A 19,880-nucleotide genomic window follows, 5' to 3' on the forward strand; every position below is an offset into this window, starting at 1 on the left:
ATGTCAATGCAGGCAAGCCAGTCATTGCGTCAGACTCCGCTTGATAAGCGTCAGGCTATTAAGCTATTGCTGAAAGCCATTGGCGGGCTCATTGCATTGCTTTCTATCGCCTTGCTGGCGCCCTTTGTTATGGCGGTGGTTAGTGGCGAAAAAGAGCAGTGGACTTACCTGACATTATCCAGCCTGGGTCTGGTTTTTGGTTTGCTTCTGTTTTTGCAGCCAGCGGGTGAGGCCAAACTGCGGGCACGACAAGTTTTTCTGTTGACCTCCTTATGCTGGGTTTCGGCCAGCTTATTCGCCACCTTGCCGTTTATTTTTGCTCGACCTTATCTGGACTTCTCCAGTGCCTGGTTTGAAGCCATGTCAGCCATTACAACTACCGGAGCCACCGTTATCTCGGGGCTGGACGACTTGCCCGCGAGTGTTCTGTTGTGGCGGGCTATGTTGCAATGGTTGGGCGGAATCGGAATTATCGTTATGGCTATGGCCATTTTGCCGTTTTTGCAAGTTGGCGGCATGCGCCTGTTCCAGGCTGAATCTTCCGATATGTCGGGTAAATTTATGCCACGTTCCAGCCATATGGTTTTGGCAATAGGGCGGGTTTACCTCATTCTGACGGCTGCCGTTATTAGCTTGTATTTAATTGGCGGCATGGGCAGTTTTGATGCCTTTGTGCACGGCATGACCACCATAGCGACAGCAGGCTTCTCTAACTACGATGCGTCTTTTGGGCATTTTTCTAATACACCATTTTTGGTGATAACGGGCACTATTTTTATGGTGGCAGGCGCCTTACCTTTTGTGCTCTACATTCGCTTTGTAAAAGGTGACTTTGGACCATTGTGGAAAGATAGCCAGGTACGGGCTTTTGTTACCTTCCTTCTCATTGCTATTGCGTTGATTACCCTGGTTCAGATAGTTAAAGGACGGGAACTTGGTGATGCATTAATGCATACGGCATTTAATGTCGTGTCAGTTGTGACCACAACCGGTTACGCAACCGAAGATTACGGAAACTGGGGAAGTTGGTCGTTAATGGCTTTCTTCTACTTAATGTTTATTGGCGGCTGCACCGGCTCAACTTCCGGCGGTATGAAAATTTTTCGTTTTCAGTTGTCGCAGCTGTTATTAAGAAAACAGTTCAGCCAGTTAATTCATCCTAACCTGGTCAGTGTCCAGACCTATCAGGAGCGTCGGGTAAATGACTCATTACTTGGCTCAATGGTCGCTTTTTGCTTTATGTACTTTTTGCTGATAGCGGTTATTGCATTGGGGTTATCATTATTTGATCTGGATTTTATGACGGCAATATCAGGTGCGGCTTCTGCGGTGGGCAACGTTGGACCTGGATTAGGCGACATTATTGGTCCGGCAGGAAACTTCGCGAGCCTTGACGGGGGAGCTAAACTTTTGCTGGTTTTTGCTATGCTGGCAGGCCGTCTGGAAATTATGACGGTACTTATTTTGTTCCATCGTCATTATTGGCGCCACTAAGTGCAGCCTGAAAAGGTTTACACTCTTACCAAAAATAAATTCAGCGAACACTTGCACGCTGAAACGACATGAATTAGATTAAACGCATGTTTAAATCATGCGTTTATTTATTTCATGGCAGCCCGAATTCCGACTCAAAAGAAAATACTTAATGCCGCAGAAATGCTCTTTTCCCGCGATGGATTTGAGCAGACTTCGTTAAGGCAAATTACGCAGGAAGCGGGGGTTAACCTTGCTTCTGTAAACTATCACTTTGGCTCAAAAAAAGCACTTATTCAGGCCGTAATGGCGCGTTATCTGGTTGTTTTTATGCCGGTTCTGGAAGAACAGTTAAAGCTGGCAGAGCAGCAGAGCGAGTTAAAAACGGAAGAATTGTTTAAGCGCTTTAAAATACCTCTGGCAAAGTTAACCGAAGTTAATAAACACGGCCCCGATATCTTTTTAAGATTACTGGGCTTTGCTTATTCCGAAATTCAGGGGCATTTACGTAAATACACTCAGCAGGAGTTTGGTGAGGTATTACAGCATTTAATGGCTTTATTAAAGCGCGCGAATCCACATTTGGATGAGCAACAAATGTTCTGGCGTCTACACTTTATTCTGGGAGCAGCAGTTTTTGCCCAGGTATCTGGGCAAGCTCTGATTGAAATTGCTGAGGCCGAATTCAATCAAAAAGTGGGTGCGCAGGATGTTATTGATCATTTGATCCCATTTGTTTCCGGCGGGCTGGAAGAAGCGTAAACAACCTGTCGTAAGTTTGAGATTTGACTACACTTTTATTGTGATGGTGCACTGGAGATACCCATGGAAATTTTTATTCTGTTAGTGGTTTTAGTGGTACTGGTGTTTGCAGTCGGAGATATCCGTCGCAGCCTGGTGACTAAACCCGTTTTTGCTATTTTTAAACGCATTTTGCCGCCTATGTCTGACACAGAACGTGAGGCCATGGAAGCGGGCGATGTATGGTGGGACGGAGAGCTGTTCAGCGGACGTCCGGACTGGCAAAAACTGCTGGATGTACCTGAACCTAAACTCACTGCCGAAGAACAGGCGTTTGTCGACAACCAGTTGGCTAAACTGCTGGACATGCTGGATGATTTTAAAATTGTTCAGCAGGATCGCGATTTACCTAAACAAGTTTGGGATTATCTGCGTAAAGAACGCTTCTTCGCCATGATTATTGGTAAAGATTACGGCGGCCTCGACTTTACCCCGGCGGCAAACTCCTACATTGTTTCGCGAATTGCCAGTCGTTCTATCAGTGCTGCGGTCTCTGTTATGGTTCCAAACTCCCTGGGGCCGGGCGAGTTACTAACTCATTATGGTACCAAAGAGCAAAAAGACTATTGGTTGCCACGCCTGTCTGATGGTACCGACATTCCGTGTTTTGCCTTAACCGGACCGGAAGCTGGCTCAGATGCTGGTGCTATTCCGGATGAAGGTATTATTTGTAAAGGCGAGCACGAGGGTGAAGAAGTTGTTGGCATTCGTCTTAACTGGTCGAAGCGTTATATTACCTTAGCGCCTTCAGCAACGGTTCTGGGTTTGGCATTTAAACTCTACGACCCGGATGCCTTATTAGGTGATAAGAAAGAAATTGGCATTACTTGTGCGTTAATTCCGACATCGCACAAAGGTGTTGAAATTGGCGACCGTCATTTTCCTCTGAACCAGGCGTTTCTGAACGGTACAACCTATGGTAAAGACGTCTTTATTCCGCTGAAATGGATTATTGGTGGTTCAGACTATGCCGGTAAAGGCTGGCGTATGCTGGTTGAATGTTTGTCGGCAGGGCGTGGTATTTCACTGCCGGCACTGGCTGCTGCATCAGGCCACGTAACTCAGCGTATGACCGGTGCTTACGCTTATGTGCGTCAGCAATTTGGCATGCCAATTGGTATGTTCGAAGGTGTGCAGTCATCAATGGGTAAAATTGGTGGCACCAACTACATTCTGGAATCTATGCGTCGTCTGACCATTTCGGCTTTATGTCAGGGACAGAGTCCTTCAGTAGTAACTGCCATGACTAAATACCATATGACCGAAATGGGTCGTGAGGTATTAGAGCATGCAATGGATATTCACGCCGGTAAGGGCATTCAATTAGGTCCGCATAACTATTTAGGCCACGCCTACATGGCGACGCCAGTGTCTATTACGGTTGAGGGTGCAAATATTCTGACCCGTAACCTGATGATATTTGGTCAGGGTGCAACGCGTTGTCACCCCTATGTACTTAAAGAAATGAAAGCTGCGGCTAACCCTAATGAAGATGAGGGTATGCGTGAGTTTGACGGCCTGCTGATGAAGCATATCGGTTTTGCCGCCAGTAACGTCTTTGGCAGCTTATGGCTGGGCTTAAGTGGCGCACGCTTTGGCGAGTCTCCGGTGAGTGGTGAAACTGCTCATTATTATCGTAAGCTGGGTCGTATGAGCCGTGGTTTAGCTTTAGCATCAGATATTTCTATGCTGATGATGGGTGGCGATTTGAAACGTAAAGAAATGATTTCAGCCCGCTTAGGTGACATTTTGAGTCATTTATATATGGGCTCGGCAGTACTGAAGCGCTTTGAAGACGAAGGCCGTCAGGTAGCCGACTTACCTTACGTTCATTATGCGCTGAAGCACCATTTATACAGCATTGCCGATGCGTTCTATGGCTTTTTTGATAACTTCCCGAATCGCTTTATGGCTTGGGTAATGCGTATTTTGATATTCCCGCTGGGCAATCACTTCAAAAAGCCGTCTGATGAAATTTTACAGGATATCAGTGTCAGCATGATGGAGCCGGGCGTTACTCGTGACCGCCATACTTTCCTGTGTTACTGGAAAGACAGTATTGGTGATGCAACAGGGCACATGGAAAAAGCTTTTACTTCTATGCTGGAAATGAAGTCGGTTTACAAAACGCTGCGTAAAGCGCAAAAACGCGGTGAATTATCCTCTAACCTCAATGGTAAAGAGCTTGCCGATGTGGCTTTGGAAAAAGGTTTGGTGGATGCAGACACGGCTGCAAAATTGGCAGAAACTGAAGAGCTTCGTTTAACCGCCATTGGCGTGGACAGCTTTGCTCCCGGTATTATCGAAAACAACCAGTTTTACACGGCTAAAGGCGACATAAGAAAAGCAGCGGTTAAAGACTAACCGCTGCTGCATCGGGTTCCTGCGTATAGCCTTACTGCAGGGACTCGCGCTTATCCTTCATGTTGTGAATAGGTTTAACAAAAGAGCGCGCCTGAGCGCTCTTTTTTATTTCTGCGCTGGCAGAGCTTACCGGGCAACTGCCGGTACTAATGTATGTGTTTGCGGCCGCTGTTAATGGATCTTCTGAGCTTCCCCAGTCAGCGACCAGTTGGTCTTCAACCGAACAGGTTGGTGCCAGACCATTGTAGTATTTCCCTTCACCCTCTGAGTTAACCGTTTCAAAGTTAATGGCAAAAGTGACTTTATCGCAGAGTTCGGCGGGTTGCTGGCCGACAGGCTTTCCACATGTCTGTTCGCCTATAGTGACAACTTCAATATGCGGGCTTAACGAGTTAATAATAATTTCGGAAGACGAACAACTGCTGCCGGTGGTTAGCACAAACACCCGGTCTAAATCGAGTTGCTCGACACCATCGACCAAACTAAAAGGGAGTGTCTGGTTCTGGTCGCTATTCTGCTCGTTAAAGCGGTATTGCAGAAAGGTTTTACCCAGCACATTGCTGCCGGCAGTCTGAGTAGAAATTTGATTAGCGTAACGAATTAAACCACCGCCGTTATAGCGCACATCAATGACTAAATGGTCGATGTTGTCGGCGGCAAACTGATCAAATGCCGTGTTTAAGTCTGAACCCGTGCGGTTAATGAATGAGTCCAGAGCAAAGTAACCAACTGTTTCTCCATTTTGTGTGTAAGTTTGAGACCCCATAACGGTATTGGTTTCTACTTCAACTTTACTTAAGAGTTCGGTTTCTTCACTACCGTCCGGACGTCTCCAGGTAACGCTTTTACTGACGCCACTCTCGTTGGGGCCCAATGCGTTATTAAACTCCCCATTGGCAAGTAAGTCCGCTACCGACTGCCCATCTATTTCCAATAGTTCATCGCCTCGGGCAATGCCAGCTGCAGCGGCGGGGGAGTTGTCATAAACAAAACGAATTTTTACCCGGCTTGCACTAATCTGCTCCATAGAAAAACCAAACCCAAAGTAAGTCGCACTGACAAACAGGTCATCGTATTCCTCTTCTGTAAGAATGTAGCTGTAGGTGTCCTCTGGTACTCGCAATTCCTCAAGAACCGCATAAACGTTGTCAAAGGCCTCAGGATCTAAGTTGTCCGGTAGCTGACTTGCCCAGAAGTAATCCTCTTTCATGTACTCGAAAAACTCTTCATTTTGGTATTCAGCGGAACAAAACGCGTAGTCATTTTCACCACCAGCGGAGCCACCTGAACTACCAGAACTACCAGAACTACCAGAACTGCCGCTGTCTGAGCCGCCACAGGCCGACAGTGCCAAAGTAATACCAATACATAAAAGCGATTTTTCGAGTTTCATACTACGTCTCTCTTGTTGTAATAATGTTAATTTAGCACAGCGAACGAAAAGATAAACAGGGAACATGGCGTCTTTACTGAACTCATGGCAAACTGCTGACTATTGAAAACGAAATGAGACAGCTGCTGTTATGGCACAATTAATGATAGATATTGCGGGCACAGAGCTGACCGCCGAGGACAAAAAACTTCTTGCGTCACCCGCCGTAAACGGACTAATTCTATTTACGCGAAATTTTGCCTCGCTGGAACAACTGCAGGAGTTAATACGTGAGGCACGAGCCGCTGCTGCTAAGCCGTTGCTTATTGCAGTAGACCACGAAGGTGGTCGGGTACAGCGCTTTCGTGAGGGGTTTAGCGCCATTCCGTCTATGGGCTCTTTGCAAAAAATAGAAAATGAAGATGAGCGCCAGCGTGCCGCGCGCGACTTAGGCTGGCTAATGGCAGCAGAAGTTCAGGCTGTGGGCATTGATATCAGTTTTGCCCCGGTACTGGACGTAGACGACTGCAGTGACGTTATAGGTGACCGCGCATTTTCTGCAGTGCCGTCGGAAATTTCTAAACTGGCGTCGTCGTTTATTGAAGGCATGCATGAAGCCGGTATGGCCTGCACCGGCAAGCACTTCCCTGGGCACGGTTCTGTTCAGGCCGATTCCCACATTGCCATTCCGGAAGACGACCGTACCTTAGAGCAAATTCGCGCACACGACTTAAAGCCGTTTTTGTCATTAAGCCAGAAACTAGACGGCATAATGCCGGCTCACGTTATTTACCCGCAAATAGACCCGCAGCCTGCCGGTTTCAGCGAGTTCTGGTTACAGCAAATACTGCGCAGTGAACTGCAGTTTAACGGCACCATATTTAGTGACGATTTGTCTATGCAGGGTGCTACCGTTGCCGGTGACATGCAGCAACGCGCCGTAGCCGCTCTGAACGCTGGCTGCGACATGATACTGGTGTGTAACGACAGAGCCGGAGCGGTGCAAGTATTGGACGCTGACTTACCCGCCACTGAGCCGGAAAGTGCCCAACGCGTGAACCGAATGCTAATGTCGTCGAACGCGGTGTCGCTCGAAGAGTTAAAACGCACTCAGCGCTGGGAACAAGCCCAACGCTGGCTGTAGGTTATTCGTAGCTAAGAGGGTCTTCAATGCCGTTGGCGGCGAAGGCCTCTAAGCGTTCCTGGCAGGCTCCGCATTTACCACAAGCTTTGTCGCGGCCGTTATAGCAAGTCCAGGTTTGGCTATAGTCCAGATCCATTTTAATGCCGTCGGCTAAAATCGCGTTTTTGTCTACGTCTAAATAGGGCGCATGAACCGCTACCGGTTCGTAGTTCGCCATTTTACTCACTACGTCCATTTGCCGCACAAACTCCGGCCGACAGTCCGGGTAAATAGCGTGGTCACCCGAATGCGCGCCGTAATACACCGCAGAAGCCTCTTCAGACACCGCATAACCAATGGCCAGCGACAGTAAAATCATATTGCGGTTAGGCACCACGGTGGATTTCATCGACTCTTCTTCGTAGTGGCCTTCAGGAATGTCTATGTCGTCGGTTAGCGAGCTACCCGACAGCAGCGAGTTAATAGCGGTAATGTCCACAACTTTGTGGGGTATTCCATGCTGTTTACAGACTTTAGCCGCAACTTCTAATTCTTTTACATGGCGTTGTCCGTAGTTAAACGACAGTGCCAGTACCTCGTTTCCCTCGGCCAGGGCTTTGTGCAAAACGGTAAAAGAGTCCATTCCGCCTGAATAAATAACAACGACCTTTTGCGACATGCTGTAACTCCCCGTATAATCCGCATTCACTCATGTTAACCAAAGCCATTTTAACGGAAGCTATGTCTTACCGCATCAACGAAATTTTTGAAACCTTGCAAGGCGAGGGCACCTTTACCGGGGTGCCATCTATTTTTCTGCGTTTGCAGGGTTGTCCTGTGGGCTGCCCCTGGTGCGATACCCAGCACACATGGGAAACCAACCCCAGCGACCAGGTAAGCATAGACGCATTAATGGCAAAAACCGAAGCCTCAGAAAAATGGTCAGAAATGACCGCCGAGGACATTATCGCGCGCTTTGAACAAGAAGGTTACTCCGCCAAACATGTAGTAATAACCGGCGGTGAACCCGCTATGTTTGACTTACTGCCGCTTGGCGAAGCTTTAGAAGCCAAAGGCTACCAGTTGCAAATAGAAACCAGCGGTACCTTTGAGCTAAAAGTGACCGACAGCACCTGGGTAACGGTATCGCCCAAGCTGGATATGCCCGGCGGCTATTTAGTACGCCCCGACTGCATGGCTCGCGCCAATGAAATAAAGCACCCCATAGCCATGCAAAAGCACATAGACGCGTTAGATTCCTTACTAGAACGCTGCCCACCCAAAGCAGACGCTATTATTTGCCTGCAACCCATAAGCCAGCGGCCACGCGCCACCGAGCTTGCGATGAAAACCTGCATAGCGCGCAACTGGCGTCTTTCTGTGCAGATGCATAAATATCTTAATATTGAGTAATCAGAAAAAATAGTGAGCGGATTTATTTTGATACTTTTAGTTGGACGGCTTAGCGAACGCTAAAATTTGCTGCTGGTTATTGGCATCGGCTAATTGAAGCTCACGCTGAGCTGCTATGTTAAGAGCTTCAATATAGGCTTCCTCAAATTTGATGCCTTTAGGTTTTTCAACAGCTAGCATCATGTTGTCAGGTAAAACGATTTGTTCATCTTGCAAACGGGCAAACCTATCTATCCATTGAGTTGCATGTTCGTAGGCTGCTAATGGCGTTTTGCGGTCAAACGCTATAGGTTTTATGACTTGAAGGGCGTTATGGTTATTTCTGACAAAGGGGAGCTTGAACTCACCAAGTTTCGTTTTTAACTGAGCTCGTTTGAAACCTTTTATGCTTTCGTGTTTAAACAGCTTACGAATGTTGTGCTCAAGTACATCTTCACGGTACTTCTCATTCAGGAAGTTTCTCTCAACATAATGCTCGTAGAGCTCAGTAAGTTTATTATCAATGTTATCGACGATGGCTGTGCTGACATTGCCAAAATAAACGACACCCTCACGGTGTCGTGTTAGCTCATTAAAGAGCGCTGCGGTATTTTTTCCTGGCACATTAAACGCATATTGCTGGATGCGCTTGAGCTCCGCTTCTAATAACTCTAATGTGTTGCCATAGAGCTTACCGTCAAGATCATCAAAGAATTGATTAATTCGTCCAAAACGTTTTCGGGCAAGCCTGAAGCAGAGTTTGCCTGTGTCAGGTGCGCATAACACCACACCAATGTTCGCGAACTCCTGAGTCTCAGCGAATGGCATAAATCGAACAGTTGCATACATGCACAATGTTTTCACGATATTCGCTCCCAGAAGTTGCTGTTATTAATTTGACCTAATAGTAACCGAATATGTTCCAAAAAGTCATCAGTAGGCCTCCATTCATCCGGTATCAGTGAGAAGATTGTATCGAGCTCGGTAAAACAATTTTTCGCCCTATTCTGATAAAGTTCAGCTGAAAGGCTATCGTGTTTCTGTTCCCAAGCGTACGTCCCCAAATGATGCGCTTTAAAATCATGAAACTCAAACTCATCGTCGAATGCTAAATTGTGATCTAGTGCCCAAAACTGCTTTTTAGCTACTTGGTAGAACAAGTTTGGGTTACCGCCTTTGATTGATAGGGTTCGATCGTCATTACGGATCCACAAGTCAAACAGAAACAAATCTGCGGCAAGGGTACTACCACGCTTCATCATCAACTGGTAATTAACTTCCTGCAAACCATTGATAAATTCCGAGGCAAAAACTTCGCCTTCGCCTAATGATTCCCTGGCATCTTCGTTATATTTGATGATTGATGAATCAATGTAGGCAATATTAAAGTTTGGGATGGGTAAACCAAACCGCTTCGCTAGATGAGCGCATACATACTCAGCAATTAACTGCCGACGTGTGGCTGCTTGACCTTTTACGACGTATTTTTTGCCGTTCTCGGCTATACATAGAAAAGGTCGTGTGCTGCCTTGCTCGAATGGCCTAATAATTTCCGTTATTTCGATCATGGGCGGCTTGTATCCCTTTCTACTAACCTTATAACCTCAGGTTATCGACTATATCGCCAAATCACAAACTAATATCAACTACTATTATTAGGGGGTTCGCTTATTTATTCGTCTGTCATCAGAGCAGTGCTATGTACAAATTGACGATGGTTCGAACTAAAGGTGGAGTGGGCGAGGCTCAATTACCCGAAAAGGTTAAAAGCTCATCGAGCCAGCATCCGTTATTGCAGATGCATAAATATCTTAATATTGAGTAAGACATTTGCTACTTCTGATCTGACCCTCTAAAACTCGTTCTATACTTCCTGACGTCAACGCCAATTATGGTGTTGCCTATTGCCAGGAGGGAATTATGAATACGCATTTAGCTCGGCGTTCTCGTGGTCAGGGAATGACGGAATACATCATTATTGTCGCTTTGATTGCTGTTGCTGCAATCGGAGTCTATTCACTTTTTGGTAAGTCCATACGTAACCAGGTGGCTGGACTTGCTCAAGAAATGACAGGGCAATCATCTACGCAACAGTTAAACCGAGCTCGCCAGTCGTCAAGGCGCGCAGGAACCGTGGCAAATACTGAAGTAAACCTCGGAAATTATGACGAGGCCACCGAGCAAGGCAAGAAGAAATGATTGCTTTGGCAAAATCCAATACGCGAATAAAAGGACAAACCCTGATTTTAATGGTCGGGGTTTTGTTACTCGTTTCGATGTTGCTTTTCGCTGTAACGGACATGGGAAAACACGCCCGGCGTCAATGGTACTTGCAAAGTGTTGCTGATAACGCGGCTTATAGCGCAGCTGTTGCTATGTCCCGGCAGATGAATTTTCTAGCTTTAACAAATCGTGCACTTATTGGAAACCAGGTAGCAATAGCTCAGTGGGTTGGTCTAGCGAGCTATATGTCTATGTTAGACCGGACGGCGGACAACTTAGAGACAGTAACGTCATTCATTCCTTATATCGGGCAAATAACCAGAGTGTTATCAACCATTCTCGACCGAGTCGAGGAAGCTTATCAGCAATTGGCGCGCGTCTTAATCCGTTTTCAATCGGCTGTGATACAGGGAATATCAGCGGCACAGAGACTTTTAGATGCAAGTTTCGTCTTGGAGCTACCACTTCTTATTCAAGATATCGTTTCTAAACATTCAGGAGATCTAAGTTGGGAAGCGTATCAGGGAGGTGGTGTTGTGCCATTTCCAACTCTTTGGTGGCGCAAAACAGAAGTCCGTAAAACCAGTAACGAAAGACAATCAAAAGAACTAGAAGAGTTGACACTGAAAAGTCTGGATCCCTTCAGCAAATCCAGAGGATATAACTGGATAGACGTATTCACTCATAAAATAATAAAGCGTGGAGGAACAGAATTATCAAGGAACAGAAACGGAGGCTGGGACTGGCATGCGCTGGATTCCGTTTCGCTTCACGGGCGAAAATGGTTCGTAGGAAGTTTTCGGGAGCAATTGCCATTAGGCTGGGGCGCTAAAGCACAACAGCAAAGACGTTATCATCGCTCTGGTTATGGTGCAGCCTTTCAAAGTAATTCTATGTCTTCCAGACTTGGTTTGGCGCAGATGGAGTCGTTTAATTCGAACCCACAAAAATTTAGCTATATGCGGCTAAGCAACTTTTTAAAGATGGGCATGGATACGGTGATAATAAAAGTGGGGGACAGTAACCAAGTTGCATATGCTAAAGCAAAAACGCATTTTAGTCGTCCAGACAAAATCTTCTATAGAAAAGATGATCTTTATGAAACGGATAACTTGTTTAATGCGCTCTGGGAGCCTCAGCTAACTTCAATATCTTATAAAGATAAAACAGGAATTTTAGGTCGTGATGCGCTTTAAATGTAAAGGTCAAGCTACTGTTGAGGTCATGTTATCAATTGGTATTTTGCTAGCTATTTACTTGTCGTTGTATCAAGTCCTTATACCTGCGATTAACAACAGTACCGTTAACCTTATTGAGGCTCGTAAAATTATTTGGAGCAGGGTTATGGATGTTGATCGAGCTCAATTATCGGGAGAATATCGGCTAAATAAACATACAGAAAAGTTATTTATCCCTTTAAATAGACTTCTTCCAGTAAAGCTCCAAGGGAAAAACTTAAGAGAGTTGAAGAAACTGGATAAAAAACCTTTTTATCCAATGAGTAGGTTAACAGATAGTTGGCAGGCAAGAAGCAGCGAGGAGCTATCGACTAGGCCTGCGTCTTTAGTTGTAAATAACTTACTCTCGGGAGAAATAACAGAATTAATCCAAGATGGGCTTAGCTCACTTTTTTTGGCTAAAGAGCTTAGTTCCGATTATTTAGTTTTCGGTACGATATCTCCAGATGTCGTGCCCGAGGAAGTACTTCAAAAAAAGGAATAGTTATGGATTTACCCGTAGTTTTAGAGGACTGGAGCTGGGCTGAGCAACCGATTAGTTCATCCATCAATATTGATGCTCTTTTTTTGAGAAAACCAGAAATTCCTGACTGGAAAGAGTTGAGCCAGTTTTATCCATATTGTCCCGGAGGGGAAATAATTTTTTGGCTTTGTCCCATAGAAGATACTGAATGGACGTTGTTTGAGGGAGAAAACGGACAATGGATACTAATGCCACTGACTAAGTCTCCAGGACATGAAGAATCTTTAAAGGGACCCATTACTCCAATTTCAGGATATGAAAGTAATGGAGAAAAGATATGGATTTATTTAGCTAGATATCCGCTTAAACCATTGCAAACGGCAATGATGTCTTATTACAGCCAAAAAGTAGACTCTTTTCAATCTATTGAGAAAGAAAATGATGTTTGGATATTAAAAGAAGATATGGGGCGCGTAGTTTTTTCTGAACAAGGTGAATATGTGATTTTGGCACATTATTTATGACTGGAATACTAAAGATTTATCTACATAAAAATGGAATTACTTTTCTAAAAATCTGTGGGTTTAGCTGTAACAAACTCTTAGTAGAGCTTTAATTAAGGTGCGTATATGATTGCTGATATTCCTGCAGGGTTTGATAAATGGGAATGGTCTGAAATGCCAATTTCTCAGAATGCGACGGCTACTGCTTATTTTTTACAAAGTCCTAATGTTCCAGACTGGAGTGTTATTGAAGATTTCTATTCCTACTGTCCAGCCCCTCATGGAGATTTTTGGATCTGTCCAATTGGAGAAGACAACTGGACTTTCTTCAAAGGAAATGATGGTTCATGGATTTTAAGTAAAATAATTCTTCCGTATATGGAAAAGCCTAAGCTTGACGGGCCTTTTCATGCCATTTCAAAAAACCGGAAAAATGGAAGAGAGGTCTGGGTTTATTTATCGACATTCAAATTCAAAGATATAAAAAACGTATTAAAATTAACTTACAGCCAAAAAATCGATTCTTTTCAATCGATTGAGAAACCCCATGACTTTTGGATCTTTAAAGAAGATATGGGACGCCTAATGTTCTCCGAGCAAGGTGAGTATGTGATTTTGGTTCATGTTCTATGAGAAGACAACAAAATGGCCAGGCATCGACAGAGTGGTTATTGCTCTCTCTCTTAATAATGACCATTTTATTTGTTGTTGAAGAGCAACTTTCACTCATTGACTACCTAATTGAAGTGGGTCGTGAGGCGAAAGAGTTTTATTATTTTATTTGGCGCTATTTAGTACTAATACCAGGAGGAGGATCATGAAAAAAAAGGCGAAATGGATTTTTGCCGTGATTTTTAGCTCAATAATTTCGATGGTGACGATTTTTCTAATTAATCAATATCTACAGCAAGAAACTTCCCGACGACTTCAAGAGGCGTCAGGAAATGCTGATAGTGTTGTTGTTTTTTCCAAAGATCTTAATGTCGGGGATATTTTAGAAGTAAGCGACCTCTTGGTTCGAAAATATCCGCACGAACTTATCAATGAGCATTGGTATTTGGAGAGCGCCGCTAATTTGATTATCGGTAGGAAACTGCGAAGTTCTGTTAAATCTGGTGAACCGGTTTCTGAACGCGTTCTATCGAATAATCAGAACAATGGTTTATCGGAAGTTCTGCCTAACGGTTACTACGCTATTACGGTCACTACGGACAATTTAGGCCACCACAATGCGCTGCTGAAAGTCGGAGATCTGGTCGATATTGTATTTGTCGGGGAGTCTTTTGAAAGTTCACGAGAATACGTTTCTTTTGAAGAAATCGAGGTTTTCGATATTCACGGTTTGCAGGAGGGATATGGTTCATATTCGCTGACTTTGTTGGTGGAGCCTGAGAAGGTAGCGGCATTTACAAGAGCTATTGGAAGTCCAATGTTGGTCTGGGCGAGAGGCCGTCATTTAGACCAAGCAAGTATTTGGCATCAAGATTCTAAACAAAGCAAGGTGCAACCATGGAAGGTTCAGTAAAGTTCAAACATTATCTAGTCGTGACTCTGTTATTTTTCGTCGCTATTAGTGTTCGGGCCGAGGTTAATCATAGCTCCTATCATCTTGAAGAAGGTGAGACTCGAATTATCAGTATAGAACCCGGAAGCGATATTCTTATCAGTGACGAGAGTGTTGTAGATGTTCACGTTCTCGACAATAGCCGGGCAATTCTAAGAGGGGTGGGAGTTGGCAAAGCAGATATCTGGTTTAAATCCGAAGAGGTATTAAAAGAGTTAAAGATTATGGTAACGGCTAGCCTGAAACTCTCCCTGGAGGGGCGTTTAGAAGCTATATCTGAAGCAGAACAGAGTCTTAACAAAACAGAAAAGTCAGGGCTTACAGTTTTATCGGGCAAGGTATCCAAAAGAAATTACGAAGAACTCGAGGAAATTTCCGAGAATCACGAAGAGATTTTAAATTTAACTGAATCTTTTCAGGAAGAGCCTCCTATGTTGACTTTGCGAGTCAATATTCTGGAAACCAAGCGCCAGTATCTCGAAGACCTTGGAATTAGATGGCAAGGGACAACGAGCGGCCCTACATTTTCGAGCTCTTTATCAGGTTTGTTCGAGTGGGACGCCGAAATTAATTCCCAACTGATGCTTATGCAGCGACGCGGTCTCGCCAAACTATTGGCAAATCCTGTTTTATCTACCCAAAGCGGTGAGAAGGCGACGTTTCTTGCGGGAGGAGAACTGCCTATTCCTCAAGTTGTCGCGCAGGGTATGCAGGACGTTACTTTCCGCGAATACGGTATAAGGCTTGTTATTCAGCCGGTGGTTTTAGATGACAACAGAATAAAAACGCAGCTTCATGCCGAATTAAGCAATATTGATCCTGCTGTTTCGGTTTCAGGTGTACCGGGCATACTTAGTCGTCGTACGGAATCGGTGTTTCTCTCAAATGATGGAGACACACTGGTTTTGTCTGGTCTTTTAAGTACAGATGAGTCAGCTCAGGATGACCAGATACCGGGTTTAGGTTCATTACCGATTCTGGAAAATGCTTTCAGAAGTCAGCAAAACAGAGAGCAAACCACGGAACTAATTATTATGGTTACGGCTGAGCGTATGGATACGGCTAAAGAGCGGTTGCATGATAAGCAAAAACGGTTAGCGCAAAAACACGACTGGTACCAGAAGGACTCCATTTTACAGCTAAGGGAGACATTTCGATGATATCAGTTAATTTAATTAACAGCCTCAAAGAGCATTTAGATACCAGAGATCCGCGTTTTGAGTCTATGAGTGAATGTGAGTTGAGGCGCTATGCTGAATCCTATTTAAAGGAAACTACAGGCGAGTCTGGAAAAGATATAGCAGATGCAGTAGCTGAAGTCATTGGCCTGGGGCCTATTGAGGGTCTTTTAGAAGATAATTCAGTAACTGAAATCATGGTCAATAGTTATGATCAGATCTATGTTGAGCGCTCAGGTAAGTTGAAGAAAGCGGATGAACAATTCAGTAACGAGGTTTCCCTGCGGCGAACCATCGATAAGATTGTTCTGCCTTTAGGCCGTCACGTTGATGATGCATCCCCCATGGTCGATGCTCGTCTACCAGACGGTTCTCGCGTAAACGCTGTTCTAGCTCCTTTAGCAACCAAAGGGTCGTGTCTCACTATTCGAAAGTTCACCAAGAAATCGCTAACGATCGAGAACTTGGTAGATAGTGGCTCATTAACGGAGCAAGCTGCTGAATTCTTAAGGCTTGCTGTTCGTTGTCGCCAAAATATTATTGTTTCTGGTGGAACAGGAACGGGTAAAACAACCTTATTAAATATTCTATCTCAGGAAATTCCTGAAGGTGAAAGAATTATAAGTATCGAAGACGCGGCTGAACTGCAATTAGCTCACAATAATCTGATAAGTCTTGAGGCCAGACCTAAAAATCAGGAGGGAACAGGGGCTATAAATATTCGTGAACTCGTTATCAATGCACTGCGAATGCGTCCTGATCGACTTATTGTAGGTGAGTGCCGTGGGTCGGAAGCTTTAGACATGTTACAGGCTATGAACACGGGTCATGCGGGATCTTTGAGTACCGTTCATGCGAACAGCGCTCGCGATGCTTTAAGACGTTTGGAAATTATGGTCTTGATGGGTGGAATAGAGCTTCCGATTTCTGCGTTACGACAGCAAATAGCCAGTGCTGTTAATATTGTGGTTCAGATAGCGCGTCTTTCTGATGGCCGAAGAGCCGTGATTAGTATCAGTGAAGTTACGGGGATAGACGATAATGTTTTACAGCTGTCACCACTATTTGAAAGAAGCAATACGACTCAATCATTAATAAGTAGTATGACATTATGTAAGTTCGCAGATGAGCAAGGGGACGATATTCGTCAAGAGGTCTGGGAGTCACTTATGGGAGATGGATTATGTTCATCTTCGGATTAGCCCTCTTAATCGTTTGCAGCGGACTTTGCTGGCTATGGATCTTTTCGCATTTAACACCAAAGCGATATCGACAACTTGAAGACAAACTGACGCTATCAACGGTACGCTCTTTAGAAGAATTTTTCTTGAGAATGCCGGTAACAATTTTGGTCAGAAGTTATCTGGTAGTCACACTCTTATCGCCTCTAATCGTATGGTTTTATGTTAATAGAACCTGGGCAGTAGCGACGTTTATTCTGACTTTGTTGGCTCCTCCATTTGTTTATCGTCATCTTAAAAAGCAACGTTACATAAAAATTGAAAAACAGTTGCCCGGTATGTTGATCGGGCTTAGTAACCAGTTAAGAAGTGGTACGAGTGTCGGAGCAGCTTTGAAGAATTTAAAAGGAACGTTATTAGCTCCTTTAGGACAAGAGGTGGACGAGCTATTGAGACAGGAAAAAGTGGGTAAACCCTTAACAGATTGCCTGGAAGACTGGCAGCGGAGAGTTCCTGTTTTCTCCATTAAACTCGTGGTTCAATCTTTAGTTCTAGGTTTGAAAAGTGGAGGGCAACAGTCGGATTTATTTCTAAGGTTGGCTGACAACCTCCAACAACAGCAGCACATTAAAGAGCGGCAGATAACGCTGACTTCACAAGCCAGAATGCAGGCTAAAATTCTCGTTATGATGCCGGTTGGATTGTATTTTCTTTTAAGTTGGATGAAACCAGAACATACAGCGCTTTTCACTGAGTCACGGGTTGGTATTTTTATGCTTATAGTGGCTCTTATATTGATGATTATTGGTGGATGGATGGTTAAGCGAATTATGCATCCGGAAGATGAAAAATGATTATAGTTGCTGTCTTAACATTTCTCGCGACTCTTAGCTTTTCGCTTTTAGTCCTCGCGTTCTGGCAAATACTGGGGCTTGGGCAAAAGCTTGATTATGCAGTGTCAAAAATGTGGTCGGTTTTACCGGAAAATGTCAAAAGATGGACTGTTCGTTATCTGGAAGTAGATTTTCTAAAAGGAGCCGCGCGATCATTTTTCTTCTGGGTTTTTATGGCATGTGTATCTGTCTCTATTTCCCTGCTTTCCGGGGTTTGGCTTTTAAGTATTGCTTATGTTCTCTTACTACTAATGGTAATAAATAAGAGAAGACAGTTAGCTCTAAAAAACAATAAAGCGATAGTTCGCCAACTTCCTGATTTTTGTGATCTAACTTCTATGATGATTGCTTCAGGTATTCCGTTAATTTCCGCTTTAGAAAAGGTATCTGCGTCGTGCAGCGATCTTCTGCTGGCGCGGGAGATCACATCGATGCTCAGTCGGTTGCGACGAGGGACAAGTTTTGCTCAGTCAATGTATGAACTATCTGAACGGTATGACGCGAAGCAGATCCATGAGTGGAGTTCGATGCTAATAAAAGGATATCAGCAAGGAACTAGCCTAACCAAGTCGTTAAGGTTTTATGCTAACCAATTAAGACAGGATCTACTAAACTCAGCGGAGAAGAGAGCGCAAGAAGCGCCCGTAAAGCTCCTTTTTCCACTAGTAACTTGTTTTTTTCCCGTAAACTTTCTGGTTATTCTCGGGCCAGTTATTGTTCAAATAAGCCAAGGAGGGTTTGGATGACGAGTGAGAAAGAAATTATTGCATGGCCCAAGGTGAAGGCCATGAAAAAGTTTCATCAAAGGTTAATTGGCATGCTGGGCGAGCAGCAACCAACGCCAGAGATGGCCTTTTGGTTTCCATTTTGTAGGTCAATACACACTTGGGGAATGAAAGAGCCAATTGATGTTGTGGCCCTCGACAAAGGAAATCAAATTATAGAGGTTCGTCGATTCATTTGTCCCAATGAAATCGCTCGCTTTAAAGGAGCTCACGGATTAATTGAAATGGCTGCTGGAAACTTTTGGCCTTTAGAAAAATGGGTTGGAAAGAGATTAAAGTTTATAAACAAGCATGGAGAGCTAAATGAAAACAAGCATTTTGATTGCTGTATTGCTATTGAGCTTAATTAATCAAGGCTGTAGCGCGACAGTAGAAGAGAGGCAAGTTAAGGAACAGAGCCTGGATACCGCCATTAACTGGTATAAAAATGGCGATCTCTTATCAGCGGAACAGCATTTGCAATGGTTACACCGTAAGGGGTTAGGGACGGATAAAAGTTGGGCGCTACTCGGTAACATTTACTTTAGACAGTATCGTTTTAAAGCTAGCGAATCAGCTTACGGGCAATCTCTGAGACTTAATTCTTCTGATCGGAATGTGTGGTTCAATCTGGCATTACTTAATTTACGTCAGACCACCAACATTCTTATGGATGCCCGGGTTGAGCTGGATACTTTTGACGGAGAGCTCGAAAGGCTGCTCAATCAACTATTGAAACTTCAACAGGCACGCCTGAATGACGCACCTGAAGTTCCAACTAACGCACCGAATGCTTCATTATCCGAGCCTTCTGGCGTTGCCAGTCGCGCTCTTTAATGGTGTCGCGCTTATCGTGTGACTTTTTACCCTGGGCTAAAAATATTTCCAGTTTTGCCCATGGGCCTTTCCAGTACATGGTTGTGGCAACAATGGAATAGCCCTCACGCTCTGAGGCGCCAATAAGCTTATCCAGCTCGCGGCGCTTCAGCAGCAGTTTACGGCTGCGGTCTGGCTCGCAATAAACATGGCTTGAGGCTTGGTTAAGAGGCTGAATTTCGGCACCCAAAAGGTAAGCCTCGCCATTTTTAATAATGACGTAGCTGTCGCTAATGTTGACCTTGCCAGCCCGTATGCTCTTAATTTCCCAGCCTTGCAAACTAACACCTGCCTCGAACTTGTCTTCAAGGAAGTATTCATGCCGCGCTTTTTTATTACGAGCTATGGTATTGGATGATTGTTGTGGTTTCTTTTTACTCATAGCCCCATTATACCTATGCGCACTGAAAAGAAAATTGCTTTAAGGGCTTCAAAGCGCTTCTGGTTGCGTTATTATTGCGCAGTTGATTTT

General features: G+C 44.5%; 23 protein-coding genes. 18 read left to right on the forward strand and 5 right to left on the reverse strand.

What is annotated here, in order from left to right:
- The 3 genes from DEU30_RS01370 (at position 1) to DEU30_RS01380 (ending at position 4,638) form a co-directional block, all read left to right on the forward strand.
- Positions 1 to 1,494: a TrkH family potassium uptake protein gene (locus tag DEU30_RS01370; protein ID WP_227016307.1), complete on the forward strand. Its 1,494-nt coding sequence runs from the start codon at positions 1 to 3 to the stop codon at positions 1,492 to 1,494.
- Between the two features lie 114 nt (positions 1,495 to 1,608).
- Positions 1,609 to 2,235 (forward strand): TetR/AcrR family transcriptional regulator, encoded by a 627-nt coding sequence (locus DEU30_RS01375; protein ID WP_011234169.1) that lies wholly within the window; start codon positions 1,609 to 1,611, stop codon positions 2,233 to 2,235.
- Between the two features lie 63 nt (positions 2,236 to 2,298).
- Positions 2,299 to 4,638 carry an acyl-CoA dehydrogenase gene (locus DEU30_RS01380; protein WP_011234168.1) on the forward strand — a complete coding sequence of 780 codons (2,340 nt, stop codon included), beginning with the start codon at positions 2,299 to 2,301 and terminating at the stop codon, positions 4,636 to 4,638.
- 31 nt (positions 4,639 to 4,669) lie between these two features.
- Here DEU30_RS01380 and DEU30_RS01385 read toward each other — a convergent pair whose 3' ends face one another.
- A complete protein-coding gene (locus DEU30_RS01385; RefSeq protein ID WP_114981522.1) occupies positions 4,670 to 6,031 on the reverse strand; it encodes a S41 family peptidase in 1,362 nt (453 codons plus the stop codon).
- Positions 6,032 to 6,161: 130 nt separating this feature from the next.
- Here DEU30_RS01385 and nagZ point away from each other — a divergent pair, with 130 nt between their 5' ends.
- A complete protein-coding gene (nagZ, locus tag DEU30_RS01390; protein WP_114981521.1) occupies positions 6,162 to 7,154 on the forward strand; it encodes a beta-N-acetylhexosaminidase in 993 nt (330 codons plus the stop codon).
- 1 nt (position 7,155) lies between these two features.
- On the opposite strand, the gene queC is transcribed toward nagZ, so the two are convergent.
- Positions 7,156 to 7,812, reverse strand: a complete 657-nt coding sequence (queC, locus tag DEU30_RS01395) for a 7-cyano-7-deazaguanine synthase QueC (RefSeq protein WP_114981520.1) — start codon at positions 7,810 to 7,812, stop codon at positions 7,156 to 7,158.
- A 32-nt stretch (positions 7,813 to 7,844) separates the two neighbouring features.
- Between queC and queE the strand changes: the two genes are divergently transcribed.
- The gene (gene queE, locus DEU30_RS01400; protein WP_227016306.1) at positions 7,845 to 8,546 is read left to right on the forward strand and encodes a 7-carboxy-7-deazaguanine synthase QueE; all 702 of its coding nucleotides are present in this window, start codon (positions 7,845 to 7,847) and stop codon (positions 8,544 to 8,546) included.
- Between the two features lie 36 nt (positions 8,547 to 8,582).
- Here queE and DEU30_RS01405 read toward each other — a convergent pair whose 3' ends face one another.
- Both DEU30_RS01405 and DEU30_RS01410 read right to left on the reverse strand, forming a co-directional pair.
- Entirely contained in the window at positions 8,583 to 9,389 is an 807-nt protein-coding gene (locus tag DEU30_RS01405) for a DUF3037 domain-containing protein (RefSeq protein WP_114981519.1), read from the reverse strand.
- The gene (locus tag DEU30_RS01410) at positions 9,386 to 10,093 is read right to left on the reverse strand and encodes a HipA family kinase (RefSeq protein WP_181813903.1); all 708 of its coding nucleotides are present in this window, start codon (positions 10,091 to 10,093) and stop codon (positions 9,386 to 9,388) included. Before DEU30_RS01410 ends, DEU30_RS01405 begins: the two co-directional genes overlap by 4 nt.
- A gap of 352 nt (positions 10,094 to 10,445) precedes the next feature.
- Here DEU30_RS01410 and DEU30_RS01415 point away from each other — a divergent pair, with 352 nt between their 5' ends.
- The 13 genes from DEU30_RS01415 to DEU30_RS01475 all read left to right on the forward strand — a co-directional run bounded on the left by DEU30_RS01415 (position 10,446) and on the right by DEU30_RS01475 (position 19,369).
- Complete coding sequence (locus tag DEU30_RS01415) at positions 10,446 to 10,724, forward strand: pilus assembly protein (protein ID WP_011234161.1); 279 nt, start codon at positions 10,446 to 10,448, stop codon at positions 10,722 to 10,724.
- Positions 10,721 to 11,944: a Tad domain-containing protein gene (locus tag DEU30_RS01420; protein WP_114981518.1), complete on the forward strand. Its 1,224-nt coding sequence runs from the start codon at positions 10,721 to 10,723 to the stop codon at positions 11,942 to 11,944. The genes DEU30_RS01415 and DEU30_RS01420 overlap by 4 nt, the downstream gene beginning before the upstream one ends.
- The gene (locus tag DEU30_RS01425) at positions 11,931 to 12,470 is read left to right on the forward strand and encodes a hypothetical protein (protein ID WP_133493645.1); all 540 of its coding nucleotides are present in this window, start codon (positions 11,931 to 11,933) and stop codon (positions 12,468 to 12,470) included. The genes DEU30_RS01420 and DEU30_RS01425 overlap by 14 nt, the downstream gene beginning before the upstream one ends.
- A gap of 2 nt (positions 12,471 to 12,472) precedes the next feature.
- A complete protein-coding gene (locus DEU30_RS01430) occupies positions 12,473 to 12,973 on the forward strand; it encodes a hypothetical protein (protein ID WP_011234158.1) in 501 nt (166 codons plus the stop codon).
- A gap of 105 nt (positions 12,974 to 13,078) precedes the next feature.
- Positions 13,079 to 13,585, forward strand: a complete 507-nt coding sequence (locus DEU30_RS01435) for a hypothetical protein (RefSeq protein WP_114981517.1) — start codon at positions 13,079 to 13,081, stop codon at positions 13,583 to 13,585.
- Positions 13,582 to 13,773, forward strand: coding sequence for a hypothetical protein (locus DEU30_RS01440; RefSeq protein ID WP_016341303.1), 192 nt, complete (start codon positions 13,582 to 13,584; stop codon positions 13,771 to 13,773). The genes DEU30_RS01435 and DEU30_RS01440 overlap by 4 nt, the downstream gene beginning before the upstream one ends.
- Positions 13,770 to 14,477, forward strand: a complete 708-nt coding sequence (locus DEU30_RS01445) for an SAF domain-containing protein (protein WP_114981516.1) — start codon at positions 13,770 to 13,772, stop codon at positions 14,475 to 14,477. Before DEU30_RS01440 ends, DEU30_RS01445 begins: the two co-directional genes overlap by 4 nt.
- A complete protein-coding gene (locus tag DEU30_RS01450) occupies positions 14,462 to 15,676 on the forward strand; it encodes a pilus assembly protein N-terminal domain-containing protein (protein ID WP_114981515.1) in 1,215 nt (404 codons plus the stop codon). The genes DEU30_RS01445 and DEU30_RS01450 overlap by 16 nt, the downstream gene beginning before the upstream one ends.
- Positions 15,673 to 16,896, forward strand: coding sequence for a CpaF family protein (locus DEU30_RS01455; protein WP_114981514.1), 1,224 nt, complete (start codon positions 15,673 to 15,675; stop codon positions 16,894 to 16,896). Before DEU30_RS01450 ends, DEU30_RS01455 begins: the two co-directional genes overlap by 4 nt.
- Positions 16,878 to 17,729 (forward strand): type II secretion system F family protein, encoded by an 852-nt coding sequence (locus DEU30_RS01460; protein ID WP_114981513.1) that lies wholly within the window; start codon positions 16,878 to 16,880, stop codon positions 17,727 to 17,729. Before DEU30_RS01455 ends, DEU30_RS01460 begins: the two co-directional genes overlap by 19 nt.
- Complete coding sequence (locus tag DEU30_RS01465; RefSeq protein ID WP_114981512.1) at positions 17,726 to 18,514, forward strand: type II secretion system F family protein; 789 nt, start codon at positions 17,726 to 17,728, stop codon at positions 18,512 to 18,514. Before DEU30_RS01460 ends, DEU30_RS01465 begins: the two co-directional genes overlap by 4 nt.
- Positions 18,511 to 18,903: a DUF192 domain-containing protein gene (locus DEU30_RS01470; protein WP_011234151.1), complete on the forward strand. Its 393-nt coding sequence runs from the start codon at positions 18,511 to 18,513 to the stop codon at positions 18,901 to 18,903. Before DEU30_RS01465 ends, DEU30_RS01470 begins: the two co-directional genes overlap by 4 nt.
- On the forward strand, positions 18,857 to 19,369 hold the full coding sequence (locus tag DEU30_RS01475; RefSeq protein WP_133493646.1) for a hypothetical protein: 513 nt from the start codon (positions 18,857 to 18,859) through the stop codon (positions 19,367 to 19,369). The genes DEU30_RS01470 and DEU30_RS01475 overlap by 47 nt, the downstream gene beginning before the upstream one ends.
- On the opposite strand, the gene smpB is transcribed toward DEU30_RS01475, so the two are convergent.
- A complete protein-coding gene (gene smpB, locus DEU30_RS01480) occupies positions 19,311 to 19,790 on the reverse strand; it encodes an SsrA-binding protein SmpB (RefSeq protein ID WP_034820895.1) in 480 nt (159 codons plus the stop codon). The genes DEU30_RS01475 and smpB overlap by 59 nt on opposite strands.
- Positions 19,791 to 19,880 lie beyond the last annotated feature (90 nt).

It is taken from the genome of Idiomarina sp. 017G (genome assembly GCF_004362265.1).
Lineage (GTDB): Bacteria > Pseudomonadota > Gammaproteobacteria > Enterobacterales > Alteromonadaceae > Idiomarina > Idiomarina loihiensis.

Bases quoted from the DNA above. Each gene is read 5' to 3' on its own strand.
- DEU30_RS01370 (WP_227016307.1), top strand. From the start codon at position 1: ATGTCAATGCAGGCAAGCCAGTCATTGCGTCAGACTCCGCTTGATAAG.
- DEU30_RS01375 (WP_011234169.1), top strand. From the start codon at position 1,609: ATGGCAGCCCGAATTCCGACTCAAAAGAAAATACTTAATGCCGCAGAA.
- DEU30_RS01380 (WP_011234168.1), top strand. From the start codon at position 2,299: ATGGAAATTTTTATTCTGTTAGTGGTTTTAGTGGTACTGGTGTTTGCA.
- DEU30_RS01385 (WP_114981522.1), bottom strand. From the start codon at position 6,031: ATGAAACTCGAAAAATCGCTTTTATGTATTGGTATTACTTTGGCACTG.
- nagZ (WP_114981521.1), top strand. From the start codon at position 6,162: ATGGCACAATTAATGATAGATATTGCGGGCACAGAGCTGACCGCCGAG.
- queC (WP_114981520.1), bottom strand. From the start codon at position 7,812: ATGTCGCAAAAGGTCGTTGTTATTTATTCAGGCGGAATGGACTCTTTT.
- queE (WP_227016306.1), top strand. From the start codon at position 7,845: ATGTTAACCAAAGCCATTTTAACGGAAGCTATGTCTTACCGCATCAAC.
- DEU30_RS01410 (WP_181813903.1), bottom strand. From the start codon at position 10,093: ATGATCGAAATAACGGAAATTATTAGGCCATTCGAGCAAGGCAGCACA.
- DEU30_RS01415 (WP_011234161.1), top strand. From the start codon at position 10,446: ATGAATACGCATTTAGCTCGGCGTTCTCGTGGTCAGGGAATGACGGAA.
- DEU30_RS01420 (WP_114981518.1), top strand. From the start codon at position 10,721: ATGATTGCTTTGGCAAAATCCAATACGCGAATAAAAGGACAAACCCTG.
- DEU30_RS01430 (WP_011234158.1), top strand. From the start codon at position 12,473: ATGGATTTACCCGTAGTTTTAGAGGACTGGAGCTGGGCTGAGCAACCG.
- DEU30_RS01435 (WP_114981517.1), top strand. From the start codon at position 13,079: ATGATTGCTGATATTCCTGCAGGGTTTGATAAATGGGAATGGTCTGAA.
- DEU30_RS01440 (WP_016341303.1), top strand. From the start codon at position 13,582: ATGAGAAGACAACAAAATGGCCAGGCATCGACAGAGTGGTTATTGCTC.
- DEU30_RS01445 (WP_114981516.1), top strand. From the start codon at position 13,770: ATGAAAAAAAAGGCGAAATGGATTTTTGCCGTGATTTTTAGCTCAATA.
- DEU30_RS01450 (WP_114981515.1), top strand. From the start codon at position 14,462: ATGGAAGGTTCAGTAAAGTTCAAACATTATCTAGTCGTGACTCTGTTA.
- DEU30_RS01455 (WP_114981514.1), top strand. From the start codon at position 15,673: ATGATATCAGTTAATTTAATTAACAGCCTCAAAGAGCATTTAGATACC.
- DEU30_RS01460 (WP_114981513.1), top strand. From the start codon at position 16,878: ATGTTCATCTTCGGATTAGCCCTCTTAATCGTTTGCAGCGGACTTTGC.
- DEU30_RS01465 (WP_114981512.1), top strand. From the start codon at position 17,726: ATGATTATAGTTGCTGTCTTAACATTTCTCGCGACTCTTAGCTTTTCG.
- DEU30_RS01470 (WP_011234151.1), top strand. From the start codon at position 18,511: ATGACGAGTGAGAAAGAAATTATTGCATGGCCCAAGGTGAAGGCCATG.
- DEU30_RS01475 (WP_133493646.1), top strand. From the start codon at position 18,857: ATGAAAACAAGCATTTTGATTGCTGTATTGCTATTGAGCTTAATTAAT.
- smpB (WP_034820895.1), bottom strand. From the start codon at position 19,790: ATGAGTAAAAAGAAACCACAACAATCATCCAATACCATAGCTCGTAAT.